The following is a 14,868-nucleotide window of genomic DNA, read 5'->3' as shown; positions in this document are numbered from 1 at the left end:
GGCGATTGCGCAGCCGACACCTCGTTTCAGCTTTGCAGAATCCCGCGCGTTTTCGGGGCCGGAAACCCGTCCGGAGGCCGCCGGCGGCCATTGCCGGAGGTCGTTGGTTTTCGTACTTTCGGTATCGGAAAACCGCGCCAGTGCGCGGCAAGAGAACAAAAACCGGAGACGCCCGTGCGCCGCGCCCTCATCCTCGCCCTTGGAACCGCGCTCGCGACCGCGCCCCTGGCGCTCTCGTCCGCCGCGGCCGAGACCAAGGCGGCCGCCGCCTACAAGGTCCCGCGGACCAGCTTCGGCCAGCCCGACCTCGGCGGCTACTGGACCAACGCGACGCTGACGCCGCTGATGCGTCCGGCCAAGCTGGGCGACCGCGCGGTCTTCACCCCCGAGGAGGTGAAGAAGATGGAATCGGCCGTCGACAAGGAGATCGCCGACGGCAACGCGCCCACCGATCCGAACGCCCCGGTCGACGCGAAGGCTCCGCAGACGACGGAGATCCGGCCCGAGTTCGCCGCCGCGGGCGGCGACGTCGGCGGCTACAACCGCGGCTGGCTCGATCCGGGCAACACGGTGATGCGCGTCCACGGCGAGCCGCGCACCAGCCTGATCACCACGCCCAACGGCATGCCGCCCAAGCGCAAGGCCGGCGCGCCGCCGGCCGGCGGCTTCCGCGGGGGGCTGGGCTCGTTCGACAGCTACGAGACCCGTTCGCTGGGCGAGCGCTGCATCATGGGCTTCGGCCGCAACGCCGGCCCGCCGATGTTCCCAAACGGCTTCTATAACAACGACTACGAGATCGTTCAGACGCCCGATGCGGTGATGATCAACGTCGAGATGGTGCACGACGTGCGCATCATCCGGCTGAACGCCAAGCACCGCACCGACGACGTGCGCCCCTGGATGGGCGACTCCATCGGCTGGTGGGATGGCGACACCCTGGTGGTCGAGACCACTCATATCCCGCAGGCCCAGCAGTTCTTCGGCTCGTGGAAGAACCTGAAGGTGACCGAGCGCTTCACCCGCGTGGGCAAGGCGCGGCTCCACTATCAGTTCTCGGTCGAGGACCCGACGATCTGGGACGCCGCGTGGGGCGGCGAGTACGAGTTCTCGCCGATGCAGGGCATCATCTACGAATATGCCTGCCACGAGGGGAACTACGCCCTGCCCGGCATGCTCGCGGGGGCCCGGGCCGAGGAGGCCGAAGCCGCCGAGAAGGCCAAGACCGCGGCCAAGGGCGGCTCGCAGCCGTAGGCCTCGCCTCGCCGCTCGCGGCAGGTTAGACGACGGGCCGACAGGAGGCCCGCCATGGACCAGCGCGAGAGCTTCGAGGCCGTCGCCGACCTCTACGCCGAGGTGCGGCGCGGCTATCCGGCGGCCCTGTTCGACGACCTGGAGGCCCTGGCCGGGCTGGGGCCCGCCTGCCGCGTCCTCGAAGTGGGTTGCGGCGGAGGCCAGGCGACCGGCGACCTCGCCGCCCGCGCCGGCCGCGTGCTGGCGATCGATCCGGGCGCGAAGCTGATCGACGAGGCCCGGCGGCGGGTGAGCGCGCCCAACGCCGACTTCGCGGTCTCGACGTTCGAGGCGTTCGAGGCGGCGCCCGGCGGCTTCGACCTCGTGGCCTCGGCCCAAGCGTGGCACTGGGTGGACCCGGAGGCGGGCTTCCCGAAGGCGGCCGCGGCGCTGGCCGACGGCGGCGCGATGGCGGTGTTCGGCCATGTGCCCGTGATCCCCGGCGAGCCGTTCGCCACGCCGTTCAAGGCGATCTTCGACCGCTACGCCCCCGGCGCCTGGGGCCATCCGCCGCCCCAGGCCTGGTATCTGCCGGATGGCCCGGTCGCGGGGATGTTCGACGCCTCGGGCCTGTTCGGGCCGGTGACGCACCGCGGCTACGAATGGACGTGGCGGCTCGATGCGGAGGGCTTCGGCCGCTACCTGCGCACGGATTCCGGCTACCACTTCCTGCCCGAGGGCCCACGCTTCGCCCTGTTCGACGAGATGTGCGCGGCGGTCGCGGCGGAACCGACGCCCTTCGACACCCGCTGGGAGACCCACCTCTACGTGGCGCGGAGGGCTTAGGGGCCACCGTCATCCTCGCCCTCGTGGCGAGGATCCCTAGCGCCGCTTCAGGGGTGGGGCGGGACTATCCCTGGCTGTGCGGCCGAGAGAGGGATCCCAGGCACGAGGCCTGGGATGACGGCGTCGGATCGCTGCGGCGAAGGCGTCGAGGCCGGGGCGGCCGGGTCCCGGATCTTCGGGCGCTTCGCGCCCTGCGTCCGGGATGACGTCTCAGCTCTTCAGCCAGTCCAGGATCATCGGGCCGGCCTCGCGGGGCCAGGTGTGGGAAAGGTCGTCGATCTCGGCATAGGTGACCGCCGCGCCGGCGGCCGAGAGGGCGTCGCGGGCCTCGCGGGCCATATCGATCCCGAACATCCAGTCGAGCGCGCCGTGGACGATGTGGATGGGCAGGCCGTAGAGCCGCTCCGGGTCGGCGAACTGGGTCAGCATCGGGTGGAAGGCGGCCGAGACGGGCGCCAGGTGGGTGAAGGGCGAGGCGGGCTCCAGGCCGCTGACATAGGAGAAGGTGCCGCCGTCGCTCATGCCGGTGAGCAGGATGCGGCCGGGGTCGACGGCCCACTGGGCGGCGACCGCCTCGACGATGCGGGCCAGCATGGGCGTGTCGGCGTCCTCGCCCTGCAGCGCCCAGGTGCGGCCCGTGGCCGTAGGCGCGACCACGATCGCCCCGCCGGCCCGGGCGGCGCGCAGCCAGCTCCAGAGGAAGGCCGCGCCGTTGCCGCTGCCGCCATGCAGGGCGACGATCAGGGGCAGGGGCGTATCGGGCGAATAGGTCTCGGGCGCATAGGCGGTGACGCTGCCCCGCGCGCCGGGCTCGCCCGCGAGCTGGAGCACGCCGGTGTCGGGCCGCGACTCGGCGCCGGCGAGGCGGGCCAGCAGGGCGTCGTCGTCGCGGCGGTCGGGTTCGAGGAAGTAGCGGTTCAGCGGCGGCAGGGCCTGGGCGAACGGGTAGAGCGCGGCCTGGGCGCGGGGCAGGTGGCGCAGGGCCCGGAAGACCGCGCCCACGCCCTCGTCGCTCTCCGAGGCGCCGCGCAGCTCGGCGAAGGCGGCGATGGCCGCGTCGGCGGCGGCGGCCATGCCCGCGCGGACGTCGGCCAGGGCCTCGGGCCAGGCGTCGAGGCGCGCGCGCAGGGGCGGCAGGGGTTCGTCGGGGGCGCCGACGGCGTCCATCACCCGGCCGAAGTCGGCGGGGTTGAGGTAGCGGGCGACGAAGGCCAGGCCCTCCAGGCTGCGCAGCAGCGGCGGCAGCAGCTCGGTAAGGTCGTCGAGGACCTGTTCCTCCATCTCAGTACTGCCCGTAGCGGCCGGCGACGGAGTCGAGCAGCTTGCCGGGGTCGTAGCCGACGCCGTCCTTGAACACGATGGCGACGTTCTCGATGTCGGCGATGGCCTGGGACGGATCGCCCTTCACCACCACGAGGTCGGCGTTCTTGCCCGGCGCGATGGAGCCGATGCGGTCGGCCAGACCCAGGTAGGTCGCGCCGTTGAGCGTGGCGATGCGGATGGCCTGCACCGGGGTGAAGCCGGCCTCCACCAGCAGTTCGACGCCGCGCTGGTCGCCGAAGCCGGGGATGACCCCGCCGTTGCCCGTGGGATCGGGGCCGGTGAGCAGCAGGCCGCCGGCGTCGGCGAAGGCCTTCTCCATGGCCATGTCGTTCTTCAGGATCCGGGTGGCGTCGGCGTAGTTCTCGCGCGGGGCCTGGTTGGTGCGGTTGCGGGCGTAGAGGTAGGCCTCGCGCGCTTCCGGCGTCAGCACCGCCATGGCCTTGGGGTTCAGCGGCGCATGGCCGGGGACGCGCTGTTCGAACACCGGCAGGGTGGAGGTGACGGCCACCTTCTTGGCCACGAGCTGGGCGATCAGCGCCTGGCCCTGGGGCGTGTCCGGGGTCATGGCGAGGATGGTGGGATCGCCGGAGGTGCGGGGGCAGAGGTCGGGCGCCTTGCCGGGGTCGAGCTGGGTGTTGACCATGAAGCCATGCTCCAGGTCGTCGATGCCGAGGTCGGCGGCCTCGGGATAGGTGACCGAGCAGAGGTGGCCGGTGACCTTCAGGCCGCGCTTGTGGGCCTCGTCGATGGCCGCCTTCAGCTCGGCGCGGGTGATGTTCATGTAGGCCTTGAACGAGGTGGCCCCCTGGTCGGCCCAGAAGGCGACGGTGCGGCGCGCGTCGTCGGGATCCTTCAGCTGGTGCATCTGGATGAAGGGCGAGTTGGGCCCCTCCAGGTAGGGCGCGGTGACGTCGAGGTGCGGGCCGGGGAGCTCGCCCTTGTCGATCAGGGCCTTGAGGTTGAGGTCGGCGTAGGGCTCGACGCTGCCCGTGGTGCGCATGGTGGTGACCCCGGCCGCCAGATAGAGGCGCGGCGCCGAGAAGGTCATCTGCGGCACCAACACCGGCGGGTCGGAGTGGCCGTGGGCGTCCAGGTTGGGCCGGGCGATATAGTAGAGGTGATTGTGCATCCCCACGAGGCCGGGGATCACGGTGTGGCCGGTGAGGTCGATCGTCTCGGCGCCGGCGGGGATCATGGGCCGCGCGTTGGGGCCGGCGATCGCGGCGATCCTGCCATCGGCGATGACCAGGGTCTGGTCTTCCAGCGGCGCGGCGCCCGTGCCGTCGATGACGCGGACGTGGGCCAGGACGAGCGCCTTGGCCTCGGTGGTCACGAAGGGCCTCACCGCCGCGCCGGGCGCCGCGGGCGGCGCCAGGATCTGCGGCGCGGCCGCCGCCGGGGCCGAAACCAGCGCCGCCAGCGCCAGGGCGAGCCATCGAACCATCAACATGCCTCCCGTCACGCGGCGACCATGGCATGGCCGCACGGTTTGCGCGAACGGGCCGGCTCCGCGATGGTGGGGCAAACGGGAGGGAGGGCGTGATGCGCCGAGTGTTGATCGGGCTGGTGGCCGCGGTGCTGGCCGCGACGGCGGCCGACGCCAGGACCTGGGACGTCCACATCCGCCGCGACGACTGGGGCGTGCCGCACATCCGGGCCAAGACCGACGCCGACGCGGCCTACGGCCTGGGCTACGCCCAGTCGGAGGACGATTTCGCCACCCTGCAGGAGTCGGTGTTCACCGGCCGCGGCCGGCTGGCCGAGCTGCAGGGGCCGTCGGGGATCGAGAGCGACTACCTCGTGGCGCTGCAGGACGTGTGGGGGACGGTGACGCGCCGCTACGCCCGCGACCTGGACGCGAAGACGCGGGCCGTGCTGGAGGCCTATGCCGCCGGCGCCAACGCCTATGCCGCGCAGCATCCCGAGAAAGTGGCGCCGGGCCTGCTGCCGATCACCGGCCAGGACTTGGCGGCGGCCACCACCTATCGCGGCCCCACCTTCTACGGCCTGGACGACGCCTTCCGCCGCACCATGCGCCCGAGCGCGAAGAAGATCGCCGAGGTGAACGACGGCGTGGAGATCGGCTCCAACGGGGTGGCCGTCGGCCCGCGCCGCTCGGCCGACGGGGCCACCCGCCTGCTGGTCAATTCGCACCAGCCCTACACGGGACCGCTGGCCTGGTACGAGGCGGTGATCCAGACCGACGAGGGCTGGCACGTGGCCGGCGGCTTCTTCCCCGGCGGGCCGTTCATGCTGCACGGCCACAACGCCCACCTGGGCTGGGCCAGCACGGTCGACAACCCGGACCTCGTCGACATCTACAAGCTGGTGATGAACCCCGACGATCCCGACCGGCTGCAGTACCGGATGGACGGCAAGTGGAAGCGGCTGGAAGCCCGCTGGGTCGAGATCAAGGTGAAGCGGCCCGACGGCGGCTTCGACACCGTGCGGCGCGAGGCGCTGCGCTCGGTCCACGGCCCGGTGGTGCGCACCGACCACGGGGTGTTCGCCTTCCGCTACGCCGGCATGGATGAGGTCCGCCAGAACGCCCAGTACTACGCCATGAACAAGGCCAGCAGCCTGGCCGAGTGGAAGGCGGCGATGGCGATGGGGCTGCTGCCCTCGATCAACTACATCTACGCCGACGAGAAGGGGAACGTGGGCTACGTCTACAACGGCCGCTATCCGGTGCGGAAAGCGGGCGTGGACTGGAAGGGCGTGCTGCCGGGCGACCGGTCCGACCTGATCTGGACCAAGCAGGTCCCGTTCGCGGGCGTGCCGCAGCTGTGGAATCCCAAGGGCGACTGGGTGTTCAATTCGAACAACACGCCCTTCCACGCCACCGACCCGGCCGACGATATGAAGCCCGAGGCCTATCCGAAGGAGATGGGCATCCAGACCAACATGACGAACCGGGCGTATCGCGCGCTGGAGACCTATGGCGCCGACCCCTCGATCACGGCCGAGGAGTTCGAGGCCTACAAGTACGACCTGGCCTATTCGACGAAGTCCGACCTGGCGAAGGGGATCGCGCTCCTGATGTCGATCCCGGCGGGGAACGACGCCGACCTGGCCGCGGCACAGGCGCTGATGAAGGACTGGGACCGGCGCACCAACCGCGAGAGCCGGGCCGCGCCCCTGGCGGTGCTGACGGTGCTGAAGCTGGTCCAGTCGCCCGAGACGCCGCCGCTGACCGCGCTCAAGGGCGTGATGGCCGACCTGCGCAAGCACTATGGCCGCATCGACCCCACCTGGGGCGAGGTGAACCGCATCCGTCGCGGCAAGGTGGACCTGCCCATCGACGGCGGGCCCGACGTGTTCCGCGCGGTCTACGGCCGCCCCGACCCGGACGGCCGGCTGCACGCCGTGGCCGGCGACACCTATGTGATGTTCGTGACCTGGGACAAGGACGGGAAGCTGTCGTCGAAGAGCATCCACCAGTTCGGCTCGGCGACCCTGGACGAGACCTCGCCCCACTACGCCGACCAGACGCCGCTGTTCGCCGCCATGCAGACCAAGCCCGTCTGGTTCACCGAGGACGAACTGAAGGGCCACGTCGCGCGCGACTACCGGCCGGGGGAGTGAGGCCTATTCAGCCTGTCATCCCGGCCAAGCCTCGCTCTGCGAGGCGCCGAGCCGGGACCCGGCAGCCCCAAACTCGACGCAGAGCAGATCCACGGTCTGAGCGGCTGGGTCCCGGGTCTTCGCTGCGCTCCGCCCGGGATGACATCAAGGCGCCAGGAAGCGCCTGAACAGGTCGGTCTGTTCGGCGGCCATGCGCAGGCGGGCGGCGTCGTCCAGCTCGTCCCAGTGGTCGATGACCCAGTGGTCCAGCGCCTCGCCCAGGCCCATGGCGCAGGCGACCAGCAATGACATCGGCAGGTCGGTGCGGACCACGCCCAGCGCCTGGCCGCGCTCGATGATGGCGGCGATCCAGCGCGCGGCGACGTCGAAGGCGCGGTCGGTGGGCCCGCCAGCCCGCGACTGGCCGCGCAGGCGGTAGAACATCCGGCCCAGCCGCAGGTACCAGGCGTCGCCGTTCATCACCGCGATGGCGCGCCGAAAGAGGCCCTCCAGCTCGGACCAGTAGGTTTCGGCGGTGAGCGCCTGCAGGTCCAGGCCGCCGACCGCCTTGAACAGGAAGGCGATGGAGCGTTCGACCATCGAGGCGAACAGGTCGGCCTTGTCGTCGAAGTAGTAGTAGAGCGAACTCTTGCTCATGCCGGCGCCTTCCAGGATCCGGTTAAGCGAGGCGGCCTCGTAGCCGCGGGCGCCGAACTCCTCGGCGGCGGCGTCCAGTAGCTTCTGCTGGCGGTCCTGATCCAGATTCTCGAAACGGCGGCGGCTCATGGCCTTGACCTGTAGCACCGCGCGGGATTATGGACCAGAGGTGTGGACCAGATGGTCCACAAATGACGTCCAAGCCCGCGCCGCGCTGCGACGCCCGCCGGAAAGGACACGACCGACATGTTCCTGGTTTCCCGTCGATCCGGCCTCGCCGCGGCGCTCCTGGCGGGCGCGCTGGCGATCGCCGGGCCCGCGGCGGCGGCCGACGCCACGGCCCTGCTCAAGGCGGCGTTCGACAACTGGCGGGGCAAGAGCTCGCGCGCGACGATCGAGATGACGATCCATCGGCCGGCCTGGGAGCGCGGCCTGACCATGCAGAGCTGGACCGAAGGGGACGACAAGGCGCTGGTGCGCTTCACGGCGCCGGCCAAGGAGCGTGGCAACGCCACCCTGAAGCTGGGCCACGAGACCTGGATCTACAATCCGAAGCTGAACCAGACGATCAAGCTGCCGGCCTCGATGCTGGCGCAATCATGGCTGGGCTCGGACTTCTCGTACAACGACCTGGCCAAGGCCGAGGACATCCTCACCGACTACACCCACCGGATCACCGGGACCGCCACCGTCGACGGCCACACCGCCTATGACATCGAGGCCGTCCCCAAGCCCGGCGCGCCGGTGGTGTGGGGCAAGCAGGCCGTGCGCGTCCGCGACGACGGGGTGATGCTGCGCGAGGCCTTCTACGACCAGGACATGAAGCTGGTGCGGGTGATGACCACCGAGAAGATCGGGCCCCTGGGCGGGCGGCCCTATCCGCTGGTGCTGGTGATGCGCCCGGCCGACGAGCCGGGGCGGTGGACGCGGATCGAGACCACCTCGGCGCAGTTCGACGTCGCCCTGCCGGCCAGCCTGTTCACCCGGTCCAACCTCGAGAATCCGAGGGGCTAAGGCGTGCTCGCCGCTCTCGCATGGCGCAATCTCTGGCGGCGGAAGATCCGCACCTGGCTGAGCGTCGCCAGCATGGCGTTCGCCACGGCGCTGCTGGTGTTCATGCTGTCGTTCCAGCTTGGCTCGTACGCCACCATGAAGGCCAATGCGCTGCGCCTGTTCGAGGGCTTCGCGCGGATCGAGCCGGCCGGCTACACCGACGATCCCGACGTGCGCCGGATGATCGCCGACCCGGAAGCCGCGGCGGCCGCCGCGCGGAAGGTCCCCGGCGTCTCGGCGGCCGCGCCCCGGGCCGCCGCCTATGTGATCCTGGCCAATGGCGAGCGCAGCTATGGCGCGGCGCTGGACGGCGTCGATCCGGCCCGCGAGCCGCGCGTCTCCACCCTCTCGGCGACCATCCGGCAGGGGCGCTATCTCAAGGAAGGTGACGACGACGCCATCGTCCTGGGCGACGCCCTGGCCCGCGACCTGGGCCTGAAGCTGGGCGACCGGGTCACGGTGCTGGGCTCGGCCGCCGACCAGACCGTCGCCGCCGACAGCCTGCGGCTGGTGGGCGTCTTCCACACCGGCCTGGGCGACGTGGACCGGCAGGTGGCCGAGATGCCGCTGGCGCGGTTCCAGGACACCTTCGCCATGTACGGCGCGGCGAACGTGGTGGTGCTGGGCGGGGAGAGCCTGGGTGAGGTGACGCGGGCCCTGCCGGCGGTGCGCGCGGCGCTCGGCGACAAAAGCCTGAAGGTGCAGGACTGGGGCGCGCTGATGCCCGGCCTGAAGCAGGCGATCACCCTCGACTTCTCCACCAGCATGTTCTGGTACGCGAGCCTGGTGGTGGTGGTGGCCTTCATCATCCTCAACACCCTGATCATGTCGGCGCTGGAGCGCACCCGCGAGTTCGGCATGCTGCTGGCGCTGGGCATGCGGGCCGAGAAGATCGCCGGCATGATGTGGCTGGAGATGCTGTTCCTGGCGGTGATGGGCGCGGGCGCCGGGATCGCCGTGGGCGGGGCGGCCACCCTGTGGTTCGAGGGGCACGGCATCGCCATCGCCGGGCTTGAGGGGCTGATGGCCCAGTGGGGCCTGCCGGGGCGGATCTATCCGACGCTCAGCGCGGTCAGCGCACTGTCGGGTCCCCTCGCGATCGTGGCGTCCGTGGCCCTGGGCGGGTTGATCCCCTACGGCCGGGTCCGTGCGCTGAAGCCGGTCGCCGCCATGAGGGCGGCGTGATGGGCGGGCTCTCCCTGCTCGCGCCCATGGCCTGGCGCAACCTGTGGCGCAATCCGCGCCGCACCTGGATCACCCTGGCGGTGGTGGCGGTCGGGCTCTACTCGATCCTGGTGTTCGCCGCCCTGCTGGACGCCTGGGCCCGTTCCAGCCGCGATGCGGCGCTGGACGTGCTGATCGGCAGCGGCCAGGTCCACGCGCCGCGCTACCTCGACGACCAGACGATCGCCCAGCGGATGGCGGCGCCGGGAGCGCGCCTGCGCGCGGTGCTCGACGGTCCCTCGGTCGAGGGCTGGGCCGACCGGGTGCGGACCCCCGCCGTCATCCAGAGCGAATACAAGACCCTGCCGGCCGAGCTCCTGGGCGTGCGGCCGGCGCGCGAGCGGGCGATCTCGGTGGTTCCGCGCGACGTGAGCGCTGGCCGCTACCTCGCCGGCGACGCCGACGGCGGGATCGTGCTGGGCGCCCACCTGGCCAAGCGGCTGAAGACGCGCCTGGGCAAACGGGTGATCGTCATGGCCCAGGACGCCACGGGCGCGCTGGCGCAGCGCAGCTTCCGCGTCGTGGGCCTCTATTCGGCCAGCCAGGAGGACGAGGACCGCTTCGCCTTCACAGGCATCGAGCCGGCCCAGGCCATGCTGGGGATCGGAACCGACGTCTCGGAGATCAGCTTCAAGCTAGCCGACGACGCGGGGGCGCCCGCCACGGTGGCGGCCCTGAAAGCCGCCGGCCCCGGCCTCGACGTCCGCCCCTGGACGGCGCTGGCGCCGCTTACCGCCGCGATGAACAGCTTCATGGAGGCCTTCGTCTACATCTGGCTCTGGATCATGTTCGTGCTGATGGCCATCGGCATCGTGAACACCCAGCTGATGGCGGTGTTCGAGCGGGTGCGGGAGTTCGGCCTGCTGCAGGCCCTGGGCATGCGCCCGCGCCTGGTCCTGGCCGAGGTGCTGCTGGAATCGGCCCTGCTGATCGGCCTGGGGGTGCTGGCGGGCGCGGCGGCGGCGGTGGCGACCGTGCTGGCGTTCTCGGGCGGGGTGGACCTGCATTTCCTGGCCCGGGGCGCGGAGTTCTTCGGCGCGGGCCACGTGCTCTATCCGCGCCTGGCGCCCGCCCAGTTCGCCGCCGTGTCGGCCCTGGTCTGGGCGCTGGGCGTCCTGGTCGCGCTCTGGCCTGCCGGCAAGGCGGCCGGCTCCAGCCCCGCGGAGGTGATGTCCCATGCCCAGTGAAGCTCCGATCGTCTCCTGCCGGGGGCTGAAGAAACGCTATCGGACCGGCGCGGTGGAGACGGTGGCGCTGAACGGCGTCGACCTCGACATCGCCCCCGGCGACTTCGCGACGCTGGCGGGGCCCTCGGGCTCGGGCAAGACGACGCTGCTCAACCTGATCGGCGGCCTCGATACACCCAGCGAGGGCGAGGTGGTCGTCGACGGGGTCCGGCTGGGCGAGCTGGGCAAGAACGCCCTGACCGACCTGCGCCTGCGCAAGATCGGCTTCGTCTTCCAGGCCTACAACCTGATCCCCGTGCTGTCGGCGGTGGAGAACGTGGAGTTCATCCTGCAGCTCCAGGGCGTCGCGCCGGCCGAGCGCCGGGCGCGGGCGACGGCGGCGCTGAAGGAGGTGGGCCTGGAGGGGATGGAGGACCGGCGTCCCGGCTTCCTCTCCGGCGGCCAGCAGCAGCGGGTGGCGGTGGCGCGCGCCCTGGTTTCGCGGCCGTCGATCGTGCTGGCCGACGAGCCGACCGCCAACCTGGATTCCAAGACCGCCGGCGAGTTGATCGACCTGATGGCGCGGCTGAACGCCGAGGCGGGCGCGAGCTTCCTGATCAGCACCCACGACGCCCGGGTGATCGCCCGCTCGCGCCGCCACATCGAGCTGACGGACGGCCGGGTCACCTCCGACTCCGCCGCCGCGCGGGAGCCCGCGTAGGCGCCCATGATCCGCTGGAGGCTGACGATCGCGGCGGCCCTGGCGGCGGGTCTCGTGGGCCCGGGCGCCCATGCCCAGGGCCTGCACGGCCGCCTCGCCGTCACGGACGAGGCCTCGGCCGACGCCCACGACAGCCTGGCCGGGGCGCTGGGCGAGCGGCGGCGCAACGACGCGGCCTTGGACCTGCGGCTGACCTGGGCGCGCCGCGCCGGGCCCTGGGACTTCGCCCTCGACTACGAACTGACCGGCCGGGCGGGCCCTGGCGTGGCCCTGGCGCGGGCCGAGGCGGGCCTGTTCGCGCCGCCGCCGGCGACCTGGCTCGACCTGACGGGGACGATCGCCGACCGCCGGCGCCAGAGCCTGACGCAGAAGATCGACCGCCTCTCGGTGGGCTACGCCGCCGACAAGCTGGTGGTGCGGCTGGGCCGCCAGGCGATCACCTGGGGCGCGGGCCAGGTGTTCCGGCCGATGGACCTGATCGATCCCTTCGCGCCCGAGGCCGTGGACACCGACTACAAGCCCGGCATCGACCTCGCCTACGCCCAGTGGCTGTTCGACGACGGCTCGGACCTGCAGGTGATCGCCGCGCCCCGGCCGGCGCGGCGCGGGGGGGCGGTCACCGCCGACGCCAGCACCTTCGCGCTCCATTGGCACGGGCGGATCGGCGGGCTGGGGACCACGGCGATGGCCGCCCGCGATCGCGGCGACTGGACGGCGGCCCTGGGGCTGAGCGGCGCGCTGGGCGGGGCGGTCTGGAACCTGGAGGCCGTTCCGACCTGGGAGGCGGACGGGGGCGTGCGGACCTCGGCCCTGGCCAACATCAGCAACGCCGTCACCCTGGCCGGCCGCAACGCCACGGTCTTCGCCGAGTACTTCCACAACGGCTTCGGGGTGGGCGACGACCGGCCCCTGGACGCGCTTCCGAACGGGCTCTCGGATCGCCTGAGCCGCGGGCAGCTGTTCAACACCGGCCGCGACTACCTGGCCGCTGGCCTGACCCTGGAATGGACGCCGCTGGTCACCCTGACTCCGGTCGTGATCGCCAACCTGAGCGATGGCGGCGCCTATCTGGCCGGGGATGTGGACTGGTCGCTGAGCGACAACGCAGTGCTGAAGCTGGGGGCGCGCGTTCCGGTGGGCCGGGACGGTTCGGAATACGGCGGACGGGCGGTGGGGGCGGGATCGCCGCTGCGCTTCGCGCCGCCCGCGAGCGCCTACGTCCAGCTGCGTCGCTACTTCTAGCGCCCCCGATGTCGGGCGACGGCGTGGAAGCCTCCGCGCTTGCCATTTTTCAAACGACCGTTAGACCCATGGGCGATGGCTGACGACACCCAGAAAAAGACCGCACCTTCGAAAGAGACCTACGACGACCGGCCCTTCCATTCGGAAGACCTGCCGCCCGAGGTGCGCGCGCCGCTCGAGCCCTACGGGGGCGCCGAGCCGCCGGCGCCGGCGTGGTTCAAGTGGGCCATCGCCCAGGAGCCGGAACGGACGATGGTGGGCAGCCACGGGGCGCGGCTGGAGGCGCTGACCTGGGGCGAGGCGGGCAAGCCCGGCCTGCTGCTGGTGCACGGCAACAGCGCCCATGCCGACTGGTGGAGCTTCATCGCCCCCTATCTGGCCAGCGACTACCGCGTGACCTCGATGTCGCTGGCCGGCATGGGGGCCTCGGACTGGCGCGAGACCTATCGCTTCCACGACTTCGCCGACGACGCCGAGGCGGTGGCCCGCGCCACGGGCCTCTACGCGAACGGCCGCAAGCCGGTCTACATCGGCCACTCGTTCGGGGGCGGCCAGGTGTTCTTCGCCGCGGCGCGCTATCCGGAGCGGATGCAGGCCGCGATCCTGGTGGACACCGGCTTCGGCGGCCCGCCGCCCGAGGTGCTGGAGGAGCGGAGGAAGCGCCAGGAGCTGCTGGCCAACAATCCCAGCCCCGACCGGCCGAGCCGGGTCTATCCGACGCTGGCCGCGGCCCTGGCGCGCTTCCGCCTGATGCCGCCGCAGCCGGCGGAGAACCACTACATCCTCGACTTCATCGCCCGCCGCTCGCTGAAGCGGACGCCCCTGCCCAACGGCGAAAAGGGCCCCGACGGTTCGGGCGAGGGCTGGAGCTGGAAGTTCGATCCGAACATGTGGGAGAAGCTGGACCGCACCGACGGGACGTTCGGCGGCGTGTTCCCCGACATCAAGGTTCCGATGGTGCACCTCTTCGGCGACAAGAGCCGGATCATCGAGCGCCGCGCGTCGGGCGAGCCGGGCTTCCTGGATGGCCAGATCGAGGAGATCGCGATCCCGGACTCGCATCACCACGTGATGATCGACCAGCCATTGGCGCTGGTGGCGGCGCTCCGGACCGTTCTGGCGCTTTGGCCGCATTGAACGCGAGGGGCGGTTCGTGTATCGCCCGACCAACTTCCTGCATCTTCGAGAGTGACACCTGATGGCCGGAGCGTCTTCCGACTACCACCGCGGCGAGATGGACATCGCCGAGCAGCAGGCGACCTTCAACCTGGTGATGGGCATGACCAAGTGGGGTTCGCTGTACCTCGCGGCCATCCTGCTCCTGCTGGTGCTGTGGTTCTGCGTGCCGGCCGCCGGCTTCCTGACGGGCGTGGTCTCGGCGGTCGTCGTGGTCGCCCTGGGCACCTTCTTCCTGCGCGACAAGCCCTCCGAAGCGCACTGACGCGACGATCGGGCGAGGCTGACGGCCTCCGCGCGAGCGGAGGTCCCGCCGCGCCTGGAGCGCCCCGCCCCCGCGGCGCCGAACGGCGCTCGCCCGCCGGGCACGAGCTTGCGTCCAAGCGTGGCCGCAGGCGATCGCGCGAAATGATCTCTCCCACAATTGCTGCGCTGCAGCAGATTCTTTCAAACAGTCGTTAGAAACCCTCCAGCCGGGCCGCTGGACAAGGGGTGAGAACGCCTCCTATGGTCCGCGCCTGTCGTGCTCGACTTGGGGGACTTCGCCGACCATGCCTGTGATCGCCGTCACCAAGGAACGCCGGGCCGGCGAGACGCGCGTGGCCATCACGCCCGAGACGGTGAAGAAGATGTCCGCGGGCGGATTCTCCTTCGTCGTGGAGGCCG

At 71.4% G+C, this 14,868-nt stretch carries 13 protein-coding genes and 1 pseudogene; 11 read left to right on the top strand and 3 right to left on the bottom strand.

Going from position 1 to position 14,868, the window contains the following annotated elements:
- Positions 1-174 precede the first annotated feature (174 nt).
- Positions 175-1,251: a hypothetical protein gene (locus tag GC203_RS17070; protein ID WP_293457074.1), complete on the top strand. Its 1,077-nt coding sequence runs from the start codon at positions 175-177 to the stop codon at positions 1,249-1,251.
- A gap of 54 nt (positions 1,252-1,305) precedes the next feature.
- Positions 1,306-2,076 carry a class I SAM-dependent methyltransferase gene (locus GC203_RS17065; protein ID WP_293457070.1) on the top strand — a complete coding sequence of 257 codons (771 nt, stop codon included), beginning with the start codon at positions 1,306-1,308 and terminating at the stop codon, positions 2,074-2,076.
- A 210-nt stretch (positions 2,077-2,286) separates the two neighbouring features.
- Here GC203_RS17065 and GC203_RS17060 read toward each other — a convergent pair whose 3' ends face one another.
- Positions 2,287-3,357 carry a hypothetical protein gene (locus tag GC203_RS17060; protein WP_293457067.1) on the bottom strand — a complete coding sequence of 357 codons (1,071 nt, stop codon included), beginning with the start codon at positions 3,355-3,357 and terminating at the stop codon, positions 2,287-2,289.
- A 1-nt stretch (position 3,358) separates the two neighbouring features.
- On the bottom strand, positions 3,359-4,843 hold the full coding sequence (locus GC203_RS17055) for an amidohydrolase family protein (protein ID WP_293457064.1): 1,485 nt from the start codon (positions 4,841-4,843) through the stop codon (positions 3,359-3,361).
- A gap of 98 nt (positions 4,844-4,941) precedes the next feature.
- Here GC203_RS17055 and GC203_RS17050 point away from each other — a divergent pair, with 98 nt between their 5' ends.
- Positions 4,942-6,984, top strand: coding sequence for an acylase (locus tag GC203_RS17050; RefSeq protein ID WP_293457061.1), 2,043 nt, complete (start codon positions 4,942-4,944; stop codon positions 6,982-6,984).
- A gap of 144 nt (positions 6,985-7,128) precedes the next feature.
- Here GC203_RS17050 and GC203_RS17045 read toward each other — a convergent pair whose 3' ends face one another.
- A complete protein-coding gene (locus GC203_RS17045) occupies positions 7,129-7,749 on the bottom strand; it encodes a TetR/AcrR family transcriptional regulator (protein WP_293457058.1) in 621 nt (206 codons plus the stop codon).
- A gap of 117 nt (positions 7,750-7,866) precedes the next feature.
- On the opposite strand from GC203_RS17045, the gene GC203_RS17040 reads away from it, so the two are divergent.
- From GC203_RS17040 to GC203_RS17005, 8 genes and pseudogenes are all read left to right on the top strand, one after another.
- Complete coding sequence (locus GC203_RS17040; RefSeq protein WP_293457056.1) at positions 7,867-8,634, top strand: outer membrane lipoprotein-sorting protein; 768 nt, start codon at positions 7,867-7,869, stop codon at positions 8,632-8,634.
- Positions 8,635-8,637: 3 nt separating this feature from the next.
- Positions 8,638-9,858, top strand: a complete 1,221-nt coding sequence (locus GC203_RS17035) for an ABC transporter permease (protein WP_293457052.1) — start codon at positions 8,638-8,640, stop codon at positions 9,856-9,858.
- The gene (locus tag GC203_RS17030; RefSeq protein ID WP_293457049.1) at positions 9,858-11,084 is read left to right on the top strand and encodes an FtsX-like permease family protein; all 1,227 of its coding nucleotides are present in this window, start codon (positions 9,858-9,860) and stop codon (positions 11,082-11,084) included. The genes GC203_RS17035 and GC203_RS17030 overlap by 1 nt, the downstream gene beginning before the upstream one ends.
- A complete protein-coding gene (locus tag GC203_RS17025; protein ID WP_293457046.1) occupies positions 11,074-11,784 on the top strand; it encodes an ABC transporter ATP-binding protein in 711 nt (236 codons plus the stop codon). Before GC203_RS17030 ends, GC203_RS17025 begins: the two co-directional genes overlap by 11 nt.
- Before the next feature lie 6 nt (positions 11,785-11,790).
- Positions 11,791-13,026 carry a hypothetical protein gene (locus tag GC203_RS17020; protein ID WP_293457043.1) on the top strand — a complete coding sequence of 412 codons (1,236 nt, stop codon included), beginning with the start codon at positions 11,791-11,793 and terminating at the stop codon, positions 13,024-13,026.
- A 75-nt stretch (positions 13,027-13,101) separates the two neighbouring features.
- Positions 13,102-14,163: an alpha/beta hydrolase gene (locus GC203_RS17015; protein WP_293457041.1), complete on the top strand. Its 1,062-nt coding sequence runs from the start codon at positions 13,102-13,104 to the stop codon at positions 14,161-14,163.
- A 61-nt stretch (positions 14,164-14,224) separates the two neighbouring features.
- The gene (locus GC203_RS17010; protein ID WP_293457039.1) at positions 14,225-14,467 is read left to right on the top strand and encodes an aa3-type cytochrome c oxidase subunit IV; all 243 of its coding nucleotides are present in this window, start codon (positions 14,225-14,227) and stop codon (positions 14,465-14,467) included.
- A 286-nt stretch (positions 14,468-14,753) separates the two neighbouring features.
- Positions 14,754-14,868: pseudogene (locus GC203_RS17005) on the top strand (NAD(P)(+) transhydrogenase (Re/Si-specific) subunit alpha); the annotation flags it as partial.

The sequence above is a fragment of the Phenylobacterium sp. genome, from assembly GCF_016124325.1.
Taxonomy (GTDB): Bacteria; Pseudomonadota; Alphaproteobacteria; order Caulobacterales; family Caulobacteraceae; genus Phenylobacterium.
This window is presented reverse-complemented; position numbering and strand designations above follow the sequence as displayed.

Bases quoted from the DNA above. Each gene is read 5' to 3' on its own strand.
- GC203_RS17065 (WP_293457070.1), top strand. From the start codon at position 1,306: ATGGACCAGCGCGAGAGCTTCGAGGCCGTCGCCGACCTCTACGCCGAG.
- GC203_RS17060 (WP_293457067.1), bottom strand. From the start codon at position 3,357: ATGGAGGAACAGGTCCTCGACGACCTTACCGAGCTGCTGCCGCCGCTG.
- GC203_RS17055 (WP_293457064.1), bottom strand. From the start codon at position 4,843: ATGGTTCGATGGCTCGCCCTGGCGCTGGCGGCGCTGGTTTCGGCCCCG.
- GC203_RS17050 (WP_293457061.1), top strand. From the start codon at position 4,942: ATGCGCCGAGTGTTGATCGGGCTGGTGGCCGCGGTGCTGGCCGCGACG.
- GC203_RS17045 (WP_293457058.1), bottom strand. From the start codon at position 7,749: ATGAGCCGCCGCCGTTTCGAGAATCTGGATCAGGACCGCCAGCAGAAG.
- GC203_RS17040 (WP_293457056.1), top strand. From the start codon at position 7,867: ATGTTCCTGGTTTCCCGTCGATCCGGCCTCGCCGCGGCGCTCCTGGCG.
- GC203_RS17030 (WP_293457049.1), top strand. From the start codon at position 9,858: ATGGGCGGGCTCTCCCTGCTCGCGCCCATGGCCTGGCGCAACCTGTGG.
- GC203_RS17025 (WP_293457046.1), top strand. From the start codon at position 11,074: ATGCCCAGTGAAGCTCCGATCGTCTCCTGCCGGGGGCTGAAGAAACGC.
- GC203_RS17020 (WP_293457043.1), top strand. From the start codon at position 11,791: ATGATCCGCTGGAGGCTGACGATCGCGGCGGCCCTGGCGGCGGGTCTC.
- GC203_RS17015 (WP_293457041.1), top strand. From the start codon at position 13,102: ATGGCTGACGACACCCAGAAAAAGACCGCACCTTCGAAAGAGACCTAC.
- GC203_RS17010 (WP_293457039.1), top strand. From the start codon at position 14,225: ATGGCCGGAGCGTCTTCCGACTACCACCGCGGCGAGATGGACATCGCC.